This window comes from Mesorhizobium sp. B2-4-18 (genome assembly GCF_006441385.1).
Classification (GTDB): Bacteria; Pseudomonadota; Alphaproteobacteria; order Rhizobiales; family Rhizobiaceae; genus Mesorhizobium; species Mesorhizobium australicum.
Genome location: NZ_VFUW01000004.1, coordinates 221,718 through 237,670, shown reverse-complemented (window position 1 = coordinate 237,670; position 15,953 = coordinate 221,718). Strand labels below are relative to the sequence as shown.

The 15,953-nt window shown below is 63.5% G+C and carries 14 protein-coding genes; 3 read left to right on the top strand and 11 right to left on the bottom strand.

Features of this window, described 5'->3' with window-relative positions; genetic code table 11:
- Positions 1-45: 45 nt before the first annotated feature.
- The 5 genes from FJ527_RS11770 to FJ527_RS11750 all read right to left on the bottom strand — a co-directional run bounded on the left by FJ527_RS11770 (position 46) and on the right by FJ527_RS11750 (position 4,010).
- A complete protein-coding gene (locus FJ527_RS11770) occupies positions 46-768 on the bottom strand; it encodes a class II aldolase/adducin family protein (protein WP_140665230.1) in 723 nt (240 codons plus the stop codon).
- 73 nt (positions 769-841) lie between these two features.
- Complete coding sequence (locus FJ527_RS11765; RefSeq protein ID WP_015315976.1) at positions 842-1,300, bottom strand: YbhB/YbcL family Raf kinase inhibitor-like protein; 459 nt, start codon at positions 1,298-1,300, stop codon at positions 842-844.
- A gap of 30 nt (positions 1,301-1,330) precedes the next feature.
- Complete coding sequence (locus tag FJ527_RS11760; protein ID WP_041163678.1) at positions 1,331-1,921, bottom strand: amino acid synthesis family protein; 591 nt, start codon at positions 1,919-1,921, stop codon at positions 1,331-1,333.
- A 68-nt stretch (positions 1,922-1,989) separates the two neighbouring features.
- Positions 1,990-3,129 (bottom strand): NAD(P)/FAD-dependent oxidoreductase, encoded by a 1,140-nt coding sequence (locus tag FJ527_RS11755; protein ID WP_140721548.1) that lies wholly within the window; start codon positions 3,127-3,129, stop codon positions 1,990-1,992.
- A gap of 44 nt (positions 3,130-3,173) precedes the next feature.
- On the bottom strand, positions 3,174-4,010 hold the full coding sequence (locus FJ527_RS11750; protein ID WP_140823171.1) for an alpha/beta hydrolase: 837 nt from the start codon (positions 4,008-4,010) through the stop codon (positions 3,174-3,176).
- A 169-nt stretch (positions 4,011-4,179) separates the two neighbouring features.
- Between FJ527_RS11750 and FJ527_RS11745 the strand changes: the two genes are divergently transcribed.
- The 3 genes from FJ527_RS11745 to FJ527_RS11735 all read left to right on the top strand — a co-directional run bounded on the left by FJ527_RS11745 (position 4,180) and on the right by FJ527_RS11735 (position 8,005).
- Positions 4,180-4,851: a GntR family transcriptional regulator gene (locus FJ527_RS11745; RefSeq protein WP_140617621.1), complete on the top strand. Its 672-nt coding sequence runs from the start codon at positions 4,180-4,182 to the stop codon at positions 4,849-4,851.
- A 150-nt stretch (positions 4,852-5,001) separates the two neighbouring features.
- Positions 5,002-6,549, top strand: a complete 1,548-nt coding sequence (locus FJ527_RS11740; protein ID WP_140823170.1) for a GMC family oxidoreductase — start codon at positions 5,002-5,004, stop codon at positions 6,547-6,549.
- A 145-nt stretch (positions 6,550-6,694) separates the two neighbouring features.
- Entirely contained in the window at positions 6,695-8,005 is a 1,311-nt protein-coding gene (locus tag FJ527_RS11735; RefSeq protein ID WP_140823169.1) for a divalent metal cation transporter, read from the top strand.
- A gap of 94 nt (positions 8,006-8,099) precedes the next feature.
- On the opposite strand, the gene FJ527_RS11730 is transcribed toward FJ527_RS11735, so the two are convergent.
- The 6 genes from FJ527_RS11730 to FJ527_RS11705 form a co-directional block, all read right to left on the bottom strand.
- Entirely contained in the window at positions 8,100-8,645 is a 546-nt protein-coding gene (locus tag FJ527_RS11730) for an invasion associated locus B family protein (RefSeq protein WP_140665243.1), read from the bottom strand.
- 68 nt (positions 8,646-8,713) lie between these two features.
- The gene (locus FJ527_RS11725; protein ID WP_015315968.1) at positions 8,714-9,175 is read right to left on the bottom strand and encodes a DUF4189 domain-containing protein; all 462 of its coding nucleotides are present in this window, start codon (positions 9,173-9,175) and stop codon (positions 8,714-8,716) included.
- Positions 9,176-9,221: 46 nt separating this feature from the next.
- Positions 9,222-9,887, bottom strand: coding sequence for a hypothetical protein (locus FJ527_RS11720; RefSeq protein WP_015315967.1), 666 nt, complete (start codon positions 9,885-9,887; stop codon positions 9,222-9,224).
- Between the two features lie 13 nt (positions 9,888-9,900).
- Positions 9,901-10,449: an invasion associated locus B family protein gene (locus FJ527_RS11715; RefSeq protein WP_140617616.1), complete on the bottom strand. Its 549-nt coding sequence runs from the start codon at positions 10,447-10,449 to the stop codon at positions 9,901-9,903.
- A 92-nt stretch (positions 10,450-10,541) separates the two neighbouring features.
- Entirely contained in the window at positions 10,542-14,960 is a 4,419-nt protein-coding gene (locus tag FJ527_RS11710) for a YadA-like family protein (protein ID WP_140823168.1), read from the bottom strand.
- Between the two features lie 197 nt (positions 14,961-15,157).
- Positions 15,158-15,577: an AraC family transcriptional regulator gene (locus FJ527_RS11705; RefSeq protein WP_015315964.1), complete on the bottom strand. Its 420-nt coding sequence runs from the start codon at positions 15,575-15,577 to the stop codon at positions 15,158-15,160.
- Positions 15,578-15,953: the final 376 nt, after the last annotated feature.

The window sequence follows — 15,953 nt, the reverse complement described above, 5'->3', positions numbered from 1 at the left end:
TGGACCGTCCCGGCCAGGACTAGATATTCCTCTAGGCGGCCGGCACTAGGCCAGGCCGGCCTCTCTCAGACGCTGCGACCAGTGATTCCATCCTCGATCGATCTGGGCGCCGACGAGTTTTCCTGCCGTCTTTATCTCGCCCGGCGACAGATATTTGATGTTGCCGATCCGCAGGCCGGCCGTGAGCGCTGCCGCTTCCTGCTCGAGATAGAAGGCCCGGAAGACGACCTCACGCACGGAGTTGCCGACATTGACGACGCCATGCCGCGCCATGAGCACCACTGTCTGGTTGCCGAGACTTTCGGCGATATCAGCGCAGATCCGGGGGCTGCCGCCGAAGAGATCCGTCTCGTCGCCATTCTTGTCGCGAATCTCGTAGACCGGGACTTTCTCGCCGATGAAAGCTCCCATGTGGGTGACCGGCCGAAGCGGCGTGTCGACGAAGCAGTACGGCAGGACAGCCGGAGAATGGGTGTGGAGCACACATTGGACGTCGGGCCGCGCCTTGTAGATCTCGCTGTGGATGTAGCGCTCAAGATAGGACGGGCGATTGTCCGACGTCTCGCCGTCGAGATTGAAACGCTGGATGTCGTCGACGGTTATCAAGCTCGGAGCAAGCTTCTGGGCCAGGAAGAAGCTTTGGGGATCCTGGGGGTCACGGGCACTGATGTGCCCGAACGTATCCATGATGCCTTCGTTCAGAAGGATCTTCGTCGCCGTGACCAGCTCTTCGAAGACGGTCTGGTGCGCTGGGCTGTTGTCTTTCATTTCCAAATTCTCCCATTTCGCGGAGCTGGCGACCATTTTTATTCTTAGTTATCGGTCGCCGGCGTCGCGGATTTCACTTGTTTTCGTAGAGGCCAACGATCCGGTTTTGCTCGATGATGTTCCCGGCATATTTCTGCAGGAACTCCTCCCTGGTAGGCGTCCCTTCGACCTTGGTGTCCAGGGCATAGACCCAGAAGTAATAGTGATGTTCTCCATGGCCTGCGGGCGGCTGGGGCCCGTAATACTGCTTGCCGCCGGCGCCGTTTGGCCCGACGCGAAACTTTTCCTGCGCGTCCGAAAGATCGGTGGTCGACGGATCGATGCCGTAGACGACCCAATGGGTGAAGCCGTTGGGCAAGGGCGCGTCGGGATCATGGCAGATGACCGCGAGTTCCTTCGTGCCCGCGGGGACGCCGCTGACCGTAAGCCTGGGCAACACATTGCCTTTGTCGCCGGCATGCTCGTCGCGCAACTTCCCGAGCGGCTTGAAATCCGCTGACGTAATCTTGAGGTCCTTGATGTTCAGGGGCATGGAATTCGTCCTTCGCCAATTTCGATCGAACTAGACACCGGCCTTGAGGTCGGCGACGGATTTGCCCCCGACGCGCTGATGAACGCGCGGACCCGATGCGACGGCCACGCAGATCAAAAGCTCGTCGGGGCGCGGGCCATCCGGCACCGAAAATGTGACGGCATCATAGTGGGAACGGATGTAGAGCTCGTCCTTGTGGGCAAGCGGGATATCGATGGATGTGCCGGCCGCGGCGACCTTGCTGACCGACGAGATCCAGGCCTTGCCGCCGCCCACTTGCTGACGCAGCGGATCTCCGAACACCGTGGTGATGCAGGCGACGACATGTTCCTGCTCGCCGGATGTGCCCGCGATACCGCCTTTGCCATAGCTTTCGACCGGCCTGTTGCCGAGCAGCGCCACCGCCCGCTCGCCGAGCGCATGACCGATGGCTGAACTGGGATTGGTCAGGTCGGACAGTTCGGCGACGAACTTTCCGGCGAACGGATTGCGTATGACCACGCCAGTCGCGACTTTGACGAGGGTCTCGCCGGGCTGGCCGCCATCATGCCGGCTTTCCTGGACCGAGGCGTACCACCCCCTGACATCGTAGTCCCGTTCGACTTCACTGGAATAGTTCATCTTTATCTCCTGAAGGGAGCGCAGCTTGCGCGCGCGCCGATTTAATGCGTTGAGCGGCTCGTCCGATGCTACTGCGGCCATGAAAAGACGCCGCGCAGCGGGTCGTAGCGGGCTGCTTCCAATGCCGCCGGCGTGAACATGTTTCCCTTCGAGAGCGAGCGGTTCGCCGCATAGTCGCCGGACAGCGCCTGACAGCGATCGGTGATCGGGCGAATGCGCTTTTCCCACGCGACGAGCGCGTCCTCGACCGAAGAGCCAGTCTCCAAATCTTGCGACAGGCTGAAGGCATTGACCATCGCGCAACCGGCACCCTGGGCAAGAGCCGGACACATCGCATGCGCGGCATCTCCCACCAGGGCCACCTTGCCTCTTGTCCAGCTGTCGAGCTTGGTCGTTTCGTACTTGTCGTACCTGGCTGTTTTCAGCTTCGCCGCCTCGATCAGGCACGGCTCCAGGAAAGGGAACATCTCGACCCAGACCTCGAGATCGATCGGCACCTGCGACCCCCGCGGATCGGCGGCTGGAGCCATGAGGCCGAGATAAAGCTCATTCTCGTTGCAGGGCGAATAGAGGATCCGCTGAACGCGCGGCCAGAAGTTCCACATGTCTATGGTGTTGTCCCACTCGCCGTGACCGAGTTCCTTCTTCTTGCGAGGCACGATCAGCCGGATGAGACCGTCCTTGGAGACCCATCGGTCCTGCTTGAAGCCAATGGAGTCCCTGACCTTGGACCCAACGCCGTCGGCGCCGACGATCAGGTCGGCTTCGAGAACCTCTCCCGTCTGAAGCGTCAGGCGACCTTCCGGATCGGCGGCAACCGCTTCGGAGTTGACCGATACGTCGACACCCAGCGCGCGGGCGCGGTTGACCAGGGCGTCATGCAGGTGGCTCCGGGTCATGATGCGCCACGGGAGGCCGTTGAACGTCTCCTTGGAAACCGACTTGTTATGCATCCAGGTCTCGTAGGTCGGGGGCGTATGCGAACCTTGGAGAACATCATCCAGGGCGCCCAGTCCTTCGAGCACGCGAAGGCCATTGTGCCAGAGATAGATGCCCGCGCCGAATGCACGCAGCTCCGAGCTCTTTTCGTGCAGCCTGACATCCCAACCGTTCTGCCTCAGAGCGATGGCGGCGGTCAGACCGGCAAAGCCGCCGCCAGCGACCTCGGCACGGCGCGCCTTACCCTGGGTTTTGTTTACATTGGCCATTTTCTATCCTGATGCTGCGTACAAGAAGACGGCGTGCTGGGCCGTCAGGCGTCGATGAAATTCGTGATCGCTTTCAGCGTGATCTCGGGAGATACCTCGTTGACGTAGTGGTCGGCGCCCGGAACGACGACCACGGGCAGATCGGGCCGCAGCCGGCTTGTTTTTGCCAGCGCCGCCGCCGAAACCAATTTGCTCGCCTCGCCCCGAACGATAAGGACGGGCTTCGCCACATCCCGATAGGCGGGCACCAGGTCCGATCGCAGGCCCTTGGCCGTCTGGGCCATGGCCGCGGGCGACGCCAATGGTCGCAGCCCGCCGTCGACCCGCTGATAGCCGCTCTCGGCTCGGATCCTGATGGCGTCGGCGGGAATGTTCGGATAGCGGCCGGCAAGATAGGCTTCGACGGCCTTGATATCCTCGAAAAGCTGGCTTCCCGCGTTCACCCGGGCTTCCAGCGCATCCAACGCTTCGGTCTCGATATAGGGCGTGAAGTCGATTGCGATGACCGACCGCACCAGATCTGGATGTCGCACGGCTGCCGTGACGGAGTTTCTCGCGCCAAGCGAATGTCCGACGAGGATGGCAGGACCCCGGTCGAGGGTACGGATCAAGCCGGCAATGTCGTCGGCATAGTCATGCGCCTCGTAACCGCCTTCCGGCTTGTCGCTGTGGCCGTGCCCTCTCTGGTCGACGGCCACGGCGGTGAAGCGATCCGAGAGCCGAGCCATCAACGGCGTGAAGACCGCGGAATTGGAGGTAATGCCATGGAAAAACAGCATCAACGGGCCGTTGCCCGCCTCGCGCGCATTCAAGGTGATGCGGCCGGTGTCGATGCGTCGCGAGCCAAATTGGTCGGAAGCTATCCCTGCCGCAATGTTCATGATCCTCACCGTCACTGCCCGTCTCGGTCAAAAGGATCATACAGCCAGAAGGACGTCAAGCAGATTGTCTGACATTCTTGCAATCTTCAGATTTGACAATCTGGCTATTTTCTACGGCGTGACGTATGCTGGTTAGGAGATTGCGACTCAAACCGATGAGACGTTAGAGATGCCTCCAGATTTGAATTTGCGAATTTCCCCACGAACAGTTCAACGCGAGACCGTCGACAAGTTACGGCTCGCCATCTTCTCCGGATTGTTCCAGCCGGGAAGCCGCCTCATCGAGAGTCAGCTGTGCACACAGCTCGGCATCAGTCGCCCTTCGCTAAGGGAGGCTTTGCGCAGTCTCGAGGCCGAGCGCCTGATCGAGATCGTCCCCAACCGCGGGCCGTCGATACCGTCGCTTACGTGGGAGGTGGCAACCGCCATCTACGAGGTTCGAGAGCTGCTGGAAGTCGAGGCCGCGGGACGCTGCGCGTCGAGAATTTCCCCGGAGCAGTTGCTTGAACTCGAGAAATCTCTTTCCGCGTTCGAAGCGGCGGCGTCCAGCAATGACAGCCTGGCACAGGTCATGACCGCCGCGGACTTCTATTCGATCATACTGGCCAATTGCGGCAACCCGATCCTTGAGGAGGTCCATCGTGGCCTTGTGGCCAGGATCAGCTTCTTTCGCGGACGATCGATGTCCTTGGATGGCAGGGCACAGAGCAGTCTGGCGGAGATGAAGGAGATATACGAATCCATCGCCGCCGGCGACGAGAAGGCCGCCCGCAAGGCCTCCAAAAATCACCTGTTGAAGGCCAAAGCGGCAGCGAAGATGTCCATGGACAGCGCGATTTGAGTTTTTCGAAAGACAGTTGCTCCGCCTGAAACCCGAAGCCTTTGACGATGTCGCGGATCGACTGTCCGCGAACGGTCGATGCGTAGGCCACCTCGTGCCGGCGCCAAACTTGCCGACCATCCAAATACGCAAGCGTCAGATGGAGTGATGATGAGCTGGGCGAATTTTGAGCGCGAACGGGATGCCGATATCGTCATCGTCGGCGGCGGGTCGGCTGGCGCATTGCTTGCGGCGCGACTGAGTGAAAAGCCGGACAGCCGCGTTCTGCTGATCGAGGCAGGCGAAGAAGCGGTGGATCCCGACATCTGGAACCCCGCCGCATGGCCGGCACTTCAGGGCCGTGGCTACGATTGGGACTATCGCACGGAGCCGCAAGCCGGGACCGCTGGCCGGGTGCATCGCTGGGCGCGCGGGCGGGTGGTCGGCGGCTCGAGTTGCCTGCACGCGATGGGTTACATGCGTGGTCATCCCCGGGACTTCCAGGCATGGGTCGACGCGACCGGCGATAACAGATGGAGCTGGGATGAATTGCTGCCCGCGTTTCGGGCTATCGAGGATCACCCGCTCGGCGGCAACGGCCTTTACGGCAAGGGCGGGCCGATGCCCGTCCATTTGCCGGCCGACGAGGTCAGTCCGGTCGCGCGCGCGTTTATCGAAGCCGGCGCTTCGCTCGGCCTGCCGCGTCTTGAAGGGCACAACAGCGGGGAGATGATCGGCGTCACCCCGAACTCCTTGAACATTCGCGATGGGCGGCGGGTTACGGTGGCGGACGCCTGGCTCACGCCGGCTGTTCGAGGCCGCGAGAACCTGACCATCCTCACGGGATCGCGAGTGCGGCGGCTTAACCTGGCGAGCAATCGGGTCCACGGCCTCGAAATCGTGGGGCGACAGGGTCCGGTCGAAATCCTCGCGGATCAAATTGTCCTTTGCGCCGGCGCGCTGGAAAGTCCGGCTTTGCTGATGCGCTCGGGCATCGGTCCGCACGACATGCTCGATACCGCCGGCGTTGGCTGCTTGATCGATATGCCGGAAGTCGGTCGAAACCTTCAGGATCACCTGCTTGGCGCCGGCAACCTTTATGCGGCTCGCAGGCCCGTTCCTCCATCGCGCCTCCAGCACTCGGAATCGATGGCCTATATGCGCGCCGACGGGTTCACCGGTACCGGTCAGCCCGAAATTGTCGTTGGTTGCGGCATCGCGCCCATCGTGTCCGAACGCTTTCAGGCGCCTTCCGCCGGCACCGCATATTCGCTGCTGTTCGGGATCACCCATCCGATGAGCCGCGGCAGCGTGCGCATAAGCGGGCCGGAGCTCGACGATCGGTTGATCATCGACCCCGCATATTTGCAAAGCGGCCGGGACCGTGCGCTGTTTCGCCAGGCGCTCGAGGCAGCCCGGACGATCGGACATCGGGATGAACTCGCCGGCTGGCGCGAGCGCGAACTCCTGCCAGGCAGCCTGAACAGCGCGGCTGACATGGACGACTTCATCGCGCAGTCGGTCATCACGCATCATCATCCCTGTGGCACTTGCAGGATGGGCAAGGATCCGGACGCCGTCGTCGATGCGGATCTGCGGCTGAAGGCGCTCGACAATCTTTTTGTCGTCGACGCGTCGATCATGCCCAGTCTAACCGCGGGACCTATACACGCCGCGGTTCTCGCGATCGCCGAGACCTTCGCTCGATCTCGCGCCTGAGAAATAGCATATCGCCGGCAAAGCAAGCACGACCTGGCGACACGGCACCAACGGCGTTTCAGCGCTAGCTAACGGAACCGAATGGCTATCGCCGAATTTTGCTTCAGGCGGATTACGGAAGGGACCCCGTATTTGGAGCACCTGCATGAGCAACATAAGCGCCGAAGTCTCTGAGAAACAGAGCAATCTTCGGGCAAAAGGGCCATTCCAGCGGCTGCTGCGCACAATCGGGCCTGGTTTCATCACAGGCGCTTCGGACGACGATCCTTCGGGCATCGGCACCTACAGCCAGGCGGGCGCCCAGTTGGGGTTCAATGTCGGCTGGACGATGGTCTTCACCTTTCCGCTCATGGTCGCGATCCAGGAGATAGCAGCGCGAATAGGCCGGACGACAGGTCGAGGTATTTCCGGCAACCTCGCACGGCACTACCCGTCTCCGCTGATGTATTTTGTAGCCTTGCTTTTGTTCGCCGCCAACGTGATCAACATCGGGGCGGACCTGAGCGCGATGGCTGATGCATTGTGGTTGCTGGTGGGCGGCCCAAGCTCGCTTTACGTCGTTGCGTTCGGCGTGGCATGCGTTTTGGCGATCGTCTTCCTCGACTACAGCCGCTACGTCACGGTCCTGAAATGGACAACGCTGAGCCTCTTTGCCTACGTGGTGGCCGCGTTTCTGACTGATATCCCATGGGGCGAGGCGCTCAAGGGAATCGTTGTTCCGCATGTCGAATGGAGCCGGGCGTTCTTCACGACGCTTCTGGCCATACTCGGCACCACGATTTCTCCCTACCTGTTCTTCTGGCAAGCATCGCAAGAGGTCGAAGAGGAGAAGATCGACCCGAAGGCCAAGCCGCTGAAATGGGCACCGTGGCAGGCGCCGCGCGCGTTCCAGCGCATTCGCGCCGACACCTTGGTGGGCATGGCTTTTTCGAACCTGATCGCCATTGCGATCATTGTCACCACGGCCGCCACCCTGCACAAGGCGGGGGTGACCGACATCAATTCCTCCACCGACGCAGCCAAGGCACTGGAGCCGGTCGCGGGCAAATTCGCCTTTGTGATTTTTGCGATGGGGATTATCGGCACTGGCCTTCTCGCCGTGCCGGTTCTCGCCGGCTCGGCCGCTTTCGCCGTGGGCGAGGCGCGCCGCTGGCCAGTGGGGCTGGAGCGCAAGCCGAAGCAAGCGATGGCGTTCTATGCGACCTTGGCCGTCGCCGTGCTGCTGGGAATGGGAATCATGCTGACGCCGATCGATCCCATCAAGGCGCTTTACTGGAGCGCCGTCATCAACGGCATATGCGCGGTCCCCGTAATGGTCGTCATGATGCTGATGACCGGGCGTTCCGAGATCATGGGCGAATTCCCCGTCGAGGGCTGGCTGCGCTTTCTCGGCTGGCTCGCGACGACTGCGATGGGATTGTCGGTTATCGGCCTCGCGCTGCAATGGGCCTTTTGAAATGACCCGACCGGGTCAGGCTCCGGTATGACGCTGAGCGCCCGCAGGGGACGAAGACCTTGGCATCCGCCGGCAGTCGCGTACGGCACCCTCGTCAACGTGCGCTCAGCGCGACCATGCGATCGAGGGCGGCGCCAAGGCCTTTCAGCGACACCGGAAAACTCAGCTTGGTGTCGGCCGCGGTGGTGACGTCGAGTTTCAGCTCGGTCCCCGCCTTGAGCTTCTGCATCAGCGCCCGGTCGATCGGAAACAGCGCCACGCAGCCGTTCGGCAGGCAGGTCCTGAACTTCAACGGCCCGACGGGCGGCTGGTCGTCGATCTGGGGCGTCACGCCGGGCTCGAACAGGATGCCGAAGGGCAGCAGCAAGGTTCCGATCAGCCCGCCCTTCTGCCCCACGCGCAGTTCAACGGCCAGAAGCCTCTGGCCGTTTTTCTGCGTCTGGTCCTGCGTGACCGTGCAGACCCGGGCATTGTCCTGCATGCCGCAGGCGAGCTGCCAGTCCTGATAGGTTTCCTGGAGCGACGATGCGCCATTGGGAAGCGAAGCCTGCTGCTGTTGCGCGAAAACGGCCGGCACCGAAGCGGCGAAGGCAGCCGCGCAGATGACGGCTGCCTTCGGGAAAAGCTGTCTACGAACCAATGAATGCTGCCTTCTCTTGGGTGCCGGGCAAATGCCCGAAGTAGCGGCTCGAGGACCCGTGTTTATCGTCACGTACAGACCCATTCACGGATCTTGCATTGGGTCCCCCCTGCCTCGCAGGCTTGCAGGGCGAGATCCTCCGCTTCCCGGCGGGTCTCGGCGGAGTTCACGCCCCACGGGGTGAACCGGTGCTCCACTTTGTCTGCCACGGCGAGCGCGCCGCAATGCTTGTAGGGAAATCCGGTCTTATCGTCGTCCGTCCAATGACGGTGATTGCGGAACACGGTAACGACGTTGCAGGCCTTTCCACCGGCATTCTCGCAATATTTCTGCGCTATGTCCTTCGCTTCCTGCCGCTTGTCGGCGCCCCAGAAGAAGCCGTATTTGGTATCGGTCTGGGAGTAGGCGATTGCCGCCCAGATACCTTTCTCCTCCTGCGGTGGCTCGGACGGCTCCACCAGATCGGCCGAGACGACCTGCCCGCTCCACAGCAAGGCCATGCACAAGACTGTCAAACGTCGCGATTTCATGGTCCGCAATCCTTTCCAGGGCGCCTCGCCCATTCGCCTGACATTCTCACTTGGCCGCCGATGCGATGGAAATCACCACGCATGTGTTGCCCGTCGGCAGCAGAAGGGCTTCGCCCGTGTTGCCGCCAAGCTCGTACACTTCGACCTGTCCGAGATGATCCGTGATCTTGCTGCCTTGCGGAAGCGCGGACGTGACGTCGGCGCAGGGGCTGGCGAACGGCGCCACCCGCACCATGGTGCCTTCGCAACCCGTGGCGGTGGGCGAAGCAAAAACGATACCGGCGGCCGGCCCGCTGTAGCGCTCGGTCGCATAGTCCAGGCCGACAAGCGCCTGCACGGCGTGCTTGTCGGCGGCCTGGTCGCTCCACAGCGACTTGACGCTGTATTTCGAGCCGGTCGTCAAAAGCTGTCCGAGCACTGGATAGACGGTTGAACAGGCCTGCACGCCGGATTGTTTGACATGCTGGAGGAAGGGCGAGTCCGGCAGCGCGGGCGGCGCCGTGCCGGCCTGAGCGGCCGTCGGCGTGCCGACGAGACCGGCGATCGCGGCATAGTTCGCTGCGGCGAAGCCGATGCCCATCATGACCAGCCCCAGCGCGCACAAACCGATGACGCGCGGCCAACGCCGCGGCGGCTCGACGGTCCTCTTGCGGTCCGGCTCGACGGTCGGGTTGCTGCGCGTCGCGGAGATGAACGGGTCTTGCTGGCTCACGGTGCTGCCTCGGTTATTTGACTGGCGCAAGGGCCTCGGACAGCCCCTTGAGCGTTGCGGTGACGGTAACGGTCTGGCCATCGACGGTCGGGTAGGAAATCGCCGGCGTCGCCTTCTGCGCTATCTCCTGGCGCATCAGAGGTCCCACCGGCAGCATGCCGACACAGACCATTTCGTTGCAGCCGTTCAAATGCACGTCGATGGATTCGGCGCGCCCCTCGAACTTCAGCGATACCAGCCCATCGCTCCTGGCGTTCGGCGCGGTGCGCAGGATCATGTAGGGTTTGCCGTCCTGGGTGGCGGCGAGCGACCAGCTGAACGCCATCTTGCCCGCCCCGTCCTCGATCACCTGCGAGACGTTGCAGACCTTCTTGCGCGCCTTGAGGTTCTCGTCGCAGATCAGCGTCCAGTTCTCGAAGGGGCGGATGGTGCGCTGGTATTGTCCGAGCTTCACGTCCGGCGGCACGACCACGTCGGAGGGCTTGACCCTATATGGCGAAGCCGTCTGCGCGGCAGCCGGCGCCAGCCCGCCGGCAAGCGCCAGGCAGGTCAGGAATGCCATGGCTAGTCCGGGAAAACCAAGCGGGTTTCCCGGATTCGAGCCTGGCCTGACATGGCCGGTTCGCCTGTTCATTCCCGCCCCAGGTCCCCGCCTCAGTTCAAGGTGAAGCTCAGCCCGGCGCCGACACCGACATTTCCACCCGCCGCCGTGCCGGACACATTGCCACGGATGCGGCCGTCCTCGCTGGTGTAGCCCGCGCCGAAGGCAAAGGCGCTCGAGTCCCGCCAGAAGCCACCGCCCGCCGCCACGCTCAGCTTGCCGGGACGGTCGTCGTAGCGGAGCGAGGCTGCCGCCAGACCGATTGCCGCCGCCTGCCGTGCTTCGTCCCGGATGCCGCTGATGTCGGAATTGAGCTGGCTGAACTTCTGGTCGGTATAAGTGTTGGCTTGTTGCAACGTCGTGACAGCAACCTGGTCGGTATAGGTCTTGCTCTGAGCCAGGTTCAGGTTCAGCTGGTTGACGTTGACCGCGTCGGTGCCGGCAACGCCGGGGCCGACATTGGAGATGACGACAGGCGCATTCGGATCGCCGCCCTGCAGCGTGATCTTGTTGATTTTGGTCGTCGATCCGTCCGGATTGGTGACGGTGTCGTACTGCACGGTGTTTTGGACGGTGCCGCCGATGCCGCCGATCGTTTTGGTCAGGTCTTCGATCGCTGTGTTGGTGGCGTAGAGCTGCGAGCCGTTGATCGCATCGGTGCTGTCGGAAGAAACGCGTCCGGCGGCGACATTGGTGATCGTCCTCTCCGCGCCGGCATCGCCGACGCTGACGGTGCCGTCCGGGGTCGTGCCGGCAAAGGCGTAGGTCTTGCCGTTGATGACCGTGTTGGACGTGCCGACGGCGGTCTGCGACACCGAGCCGGAGCCGAGCGCCACATCGCTGGCATTGTTGGCCTGCGCGCCCTGGCCGAGCGCCACGGCGCCCTGCCCGGTCGCCGTCGAACCATGGCCCGCGGCCAGGCTGTCGGTGCCGCTCGCCACGCTCTCCGGCCCGATCGCCACCGCGTCGGTGCCGCCGGCAAGGCTGTCGGCCAGCGTCGAATTGGCATGGAAATATTTGATGCCGCCGCCATTGTTGATGGTGGTGAGCGCATTGTTCACGGCGGTGAAGCCGTCATAGACCGTCGAGTAGTTGTTGCCCTGGATGTTGTAGGTCGGCCCCGTGATCGAGCCGTCGGGATTGACCGTGGTGCCGCCGCCGAACAGGTTGGAAACATTTTGTGAGACACCGCGCAACTGCGAGACGTTGACGCCGTCCGTATCGGCCGAACCCGCCGCGACATTGGTGAGCTTGCGCTCCGCCCCGGCGGCACCGAAGGACACTTCGCCGACCGATGTCTGCGCGGCGCCGAGGGCAAAGGCTGTGTAGCCGGCCTGCGCGCCGACCGTGGTGATGGATGACGCGCCCAGCGCCACGCTGTTGGCGAAGGTGCTTTGGGCGCCGGCGCCCAGTGCGATGGATTGCACGCCGGCGGCGGTGGAGTCGGTGCCGAGCGCGATGCCGTCGGCCAGCATGACATGGGCGTTCTGCCCGATGGCGGTGCCGCCGGGTGCCGTCTGGTCGACGACGGCTCCATTGCCGATGCCGACGCCATTGTCGCCATTGACGACCGTGGTCGGGCCAACCGCGACCGATTCCGCTCCGACCGCCAGCGAGTCGCCGGCTGTCGAATTGGCATGGAAATATTTCGTCGAGGTGGCGGAGACCGCAGCGATCGCTCCCGCCAGCTGGCGCACAGTCACGGCGTCCTGGTCCTGCGTGCCGTCGGCCACGTTGGTGATCTGCCGGTAGGCCGTGGCGGTACCGACCGACACGGCGCCGAGCAGCGTCTTGTCGGTCGTGTTGTACTGGATGAAGTTGGACGGGCCGGCCGCGATCTGCCCGGAAGCCGGAGCGATCGCGCGGTCAGAGACCGAACCTTGACCGAGCGCCACGCTGCCGTCGATGCTGGCCGCGCTGTCGCGGCCGAGCGCAAGCGCGCTGACGCCGGTCGCGGTCGCCTGGTAGCCGACTGCGGTGGAACCGACGCCTTGCGCGAAGGAATCGGTCTGCGCCAGGCCGGTCTCGTTGGTGCGGGCATAGCGGATGCCCTCGCCATTGGCGTTGGTGTAGATCGCCGAGGTGTCGCCGGCGATGTTGTTGATCGTGTTGCCGAGATTGGTGATGTTGCCGCCGATATTGGCGATGTCGGTCGTGTTCTGCGTCACCTGCTGGTTGGTGGCGAAGAGCTGCGAGCCGTTGACGGCATCGGTCGAACCGCCGTTCAACTGTCCGGCGGCGACGTTCTGGATCTGGCGCTCTGCGCCGGCCGAGCCGACCGAGAAGGCGCCCGCCGGCGTGCCGCCGGCGAAGGTGTAGTTGACGCCGCCGATCGTCGTGCCGCCGACATTGGTCGTGGCGCCCGACGTCGAATTCAGGCCGATCGCGACGTCGCCGGCATTGTTGGCCACCGCGTTCGGGCCGACAGCGACGGAATCGGCTCCCAGCGCCTGCGAATCCGCCAGCGTCGAGTTGGCGTGGAAATACTTGATGCCGCCGCCGACATTGATGTTGTTGACGACGGCGCCGATGGCGTCGACCGCCTGGTTGGTGGCGGCGAGCTGCGAGCCGTTGATCGCGTCAGTCGAGAGCGCGCTGATCCGCCCCGCAGCCAGGTTGGTGATGGTCCGTTCCGCGCCCGGCGCGCCGATGCTGACCGTCGAGGTCGGGTTGGTGCCCTGGAAGGCATAGGTCGTGCCGTTGACCACCCCACTGGCGGTGCCGACCGCCACGGCGGTCACCGAGCCCGAGCCCAGCGCCACGTCGCCCGAGCTTGCCGCCGCCGAGGCGCCGTTGCCCAGCGCGACATTGCCGACGAAACCGGCGGCGCCCGCGGTGGAGCCGTTGCCCAGCGCGACGGAGCCTTGCCCGATCGCCTTGTTGTTGTTGCCGATGGCGACGGCGCCATTGGCCATATTGGCTCCGGTCGCGGTCGCCGTGCCGTCGCTGTTGGCGATGTTGTTGGCGCCGCCGGTGAAGGCGCCGGTGCCGCTGGCGAAGCTCGGATCGCCGATGGCGACCGCGCCGTCGCCAAAGGCGGTGTTGTTCGCACCGATCGAGACGGCTTGGCCGCCGGTCGCCACGGCGTTGGTACCCATGGCAACCGCGTTGGTGGAACTGGCCGCGGCATTGTTGCCGATGGCGATGGCGCTCGTAGCCGACGCCGCGGCGCCGATGCCAAGTGCGGTGCTGGCAACCCCGCTGGCGTTGGAGCTGACGCCGGCAGCGAGGGAATTGTCTCCCGTAGCCTTGGATCCTGTCCCGTACGAGGAGGCGTTTGTGCCACTCGCAACAGCCTGGCGTCCGGTGGCTGTGGAATTGTCGCCGCTGGCGTTGGTACCGGCGCCTACGGCAACCGATAAAATACCACCGGAACTTGCATTGTTGCCGAGCGCAAGGCCCGAGGTCGCGGTGCTGGCAACGATTGCGCCCGAGCCTATCGCAACAGCACCACCGGCTGCAAGCGCCTGCGCTTGGTTACCCATGGCGACCCCGAAGGCTCCCGATGCAACCGTGCTGGCGCCGACGGCGACCGAGTTAGTTGCCGATGCCGCGGCTGTGACGCCCATCGCTATGGCGGACGTGCCCGTTGCCTTGCTTTGGCGCCCGATCGCAGTGGAGTCAACCTGAGACGCCAGTACGTCCGTGCCAATGGCGATGGCGCTTTCCTGAAGGGCGCCCCCTCCCGCAACAGTTCGGTTGCCAAGATTGACGGCATTGATCGCGGTCGCGGTCGCCTGGAAGCCGATGGCGATGGCGTTCTGATTGCTTGCGACGGCGCTATTACCTTGGGCAAGCGAATCCAGCCCGGACGCTGTTGCCCCAAACCCGAGCGCGGTGGCGCGCAGCCCGGTCGCCCGGGTAACGTAGCCGATCGCCGTCGAGTTCAATCCGTCGGCACGCGCGTTCAGGCCAAAGGCGGCCGCGCCTGCGGCTGCAACCGAGTTGACGCCAATCGAGCTTGCTCCGTCCCCGTTGGCATGGGCGTTCCCGCCCAAAGCGAGGGCGTTGACGCCGGTCGCGCCCGCGAACACGCCTATGCCTATGGAATTGAGGCCATTGACACTCATCGCATAGCCGATGGCGATCGTAGCGTCGCCCGTTGCACTGTTGGAGGTGCCCAACGCCGTGCTGTTATTGCCATTCGCCGTCGCGCCGTTACCGATGGCGACGGCGTTGCCGCCTGTCGCCGACCCGCCACCGGCCTGATATTGCGCCAGGGCCGGCGTTGCAGCCATGCCGATCGCGAAGGCGCCCAGCATCGCGGCCGGCGCCCCGCCGACGCCCAGCGTTCCCAGCCCCAGGCGCTTGCGTCCCATACCCAGCGCGCGATGAGCCATGCGCAGCACCGCCATCAAACGACGACGAATTGAGCGGGAACGGGGATCGGTGCCGGCGATCCAGTTGCCGGCGAAATGCGCCGCGCGACGCTGCACAACAGGCGAGCCGCTCGAAATCTGATTGTCGGTCATGGTGCCCTCTCCGCTGGCCGGCATGGAATCGTCTGACAATTCCAGTCCACGGCAGGAAGACATGATTCCTGCTTGCCGTATTTCACGAAATTGCTGTCTTGTGAGAAAAGACCCGAGCATATAGGCGGAGGTTAACAGCTCGTTACCTTAGCAACTGCTTTAAAACCAAGTAATCAAGCAACGGTGTGGGCGACGCTTCATCTAATCTTGGCGTTAAGCTTTCCTACCCGCGCCTGCAATGGGGTCACTTGCCGGTATTTCTTCATCACGGTGGTAAAATGGCTCTGGCTTGAAAATCCGCTGGAATGGGCGATGTCGGCGATCGTCATACGGCTGTCGGCAAGCAGCCTTTCGGCGAGGTCCAGCCGCAGGTCGAGAACATATTGATGCGGCGGCACGCCGAACGTCCTGGCAAACGCCCGCACGAAATGAGAAGGCGACAACCCGCACACCGCAGCCATCTCGGCAAGCGCCAGCTTGCGGGTGAAGTTCTCGTGCAGGAAGTCTTGCACCTTGCGTGCGGCGCGGGGAGAAAGCCCGCCTTTTGCAGTGAGCGCCGGCTGCCGCGCCGAATTGATTCGAGAAACTGACCCGGGGAAACCATCATCGCCCGGCATTCTTCGGCCTCCTGATAAGTTCCAGATAAAGTTCAACCCGAGGCCTCCCTGGCCGTTCCCGCGAAAAACAATTCGTGATTGCTCGACGCGGGCCGGCGTCGTCGTGAGGCCCGTTCATGTGAGCGATCCGTCCGGACGGCGAACGATGCGCAGGCTGCATGGGCGCAAGCACGATCCCTGCGGAGTACTCCTTGGCCAGGAATGTCTGCGAGCCGGGCCCGCGAACGGAATAAATCACGCTTCCTTGCGCTGTGGCCCTGCGCGGACCTGCACTTTCAGGAATGATGTCCAGGACGTATCGAGCTGCTCGCTTCCGATCGATGCCTCGGGAAATGCCGCTTTCCCGTGCCTCGTCCGCATTTTTCATTCGCACTGC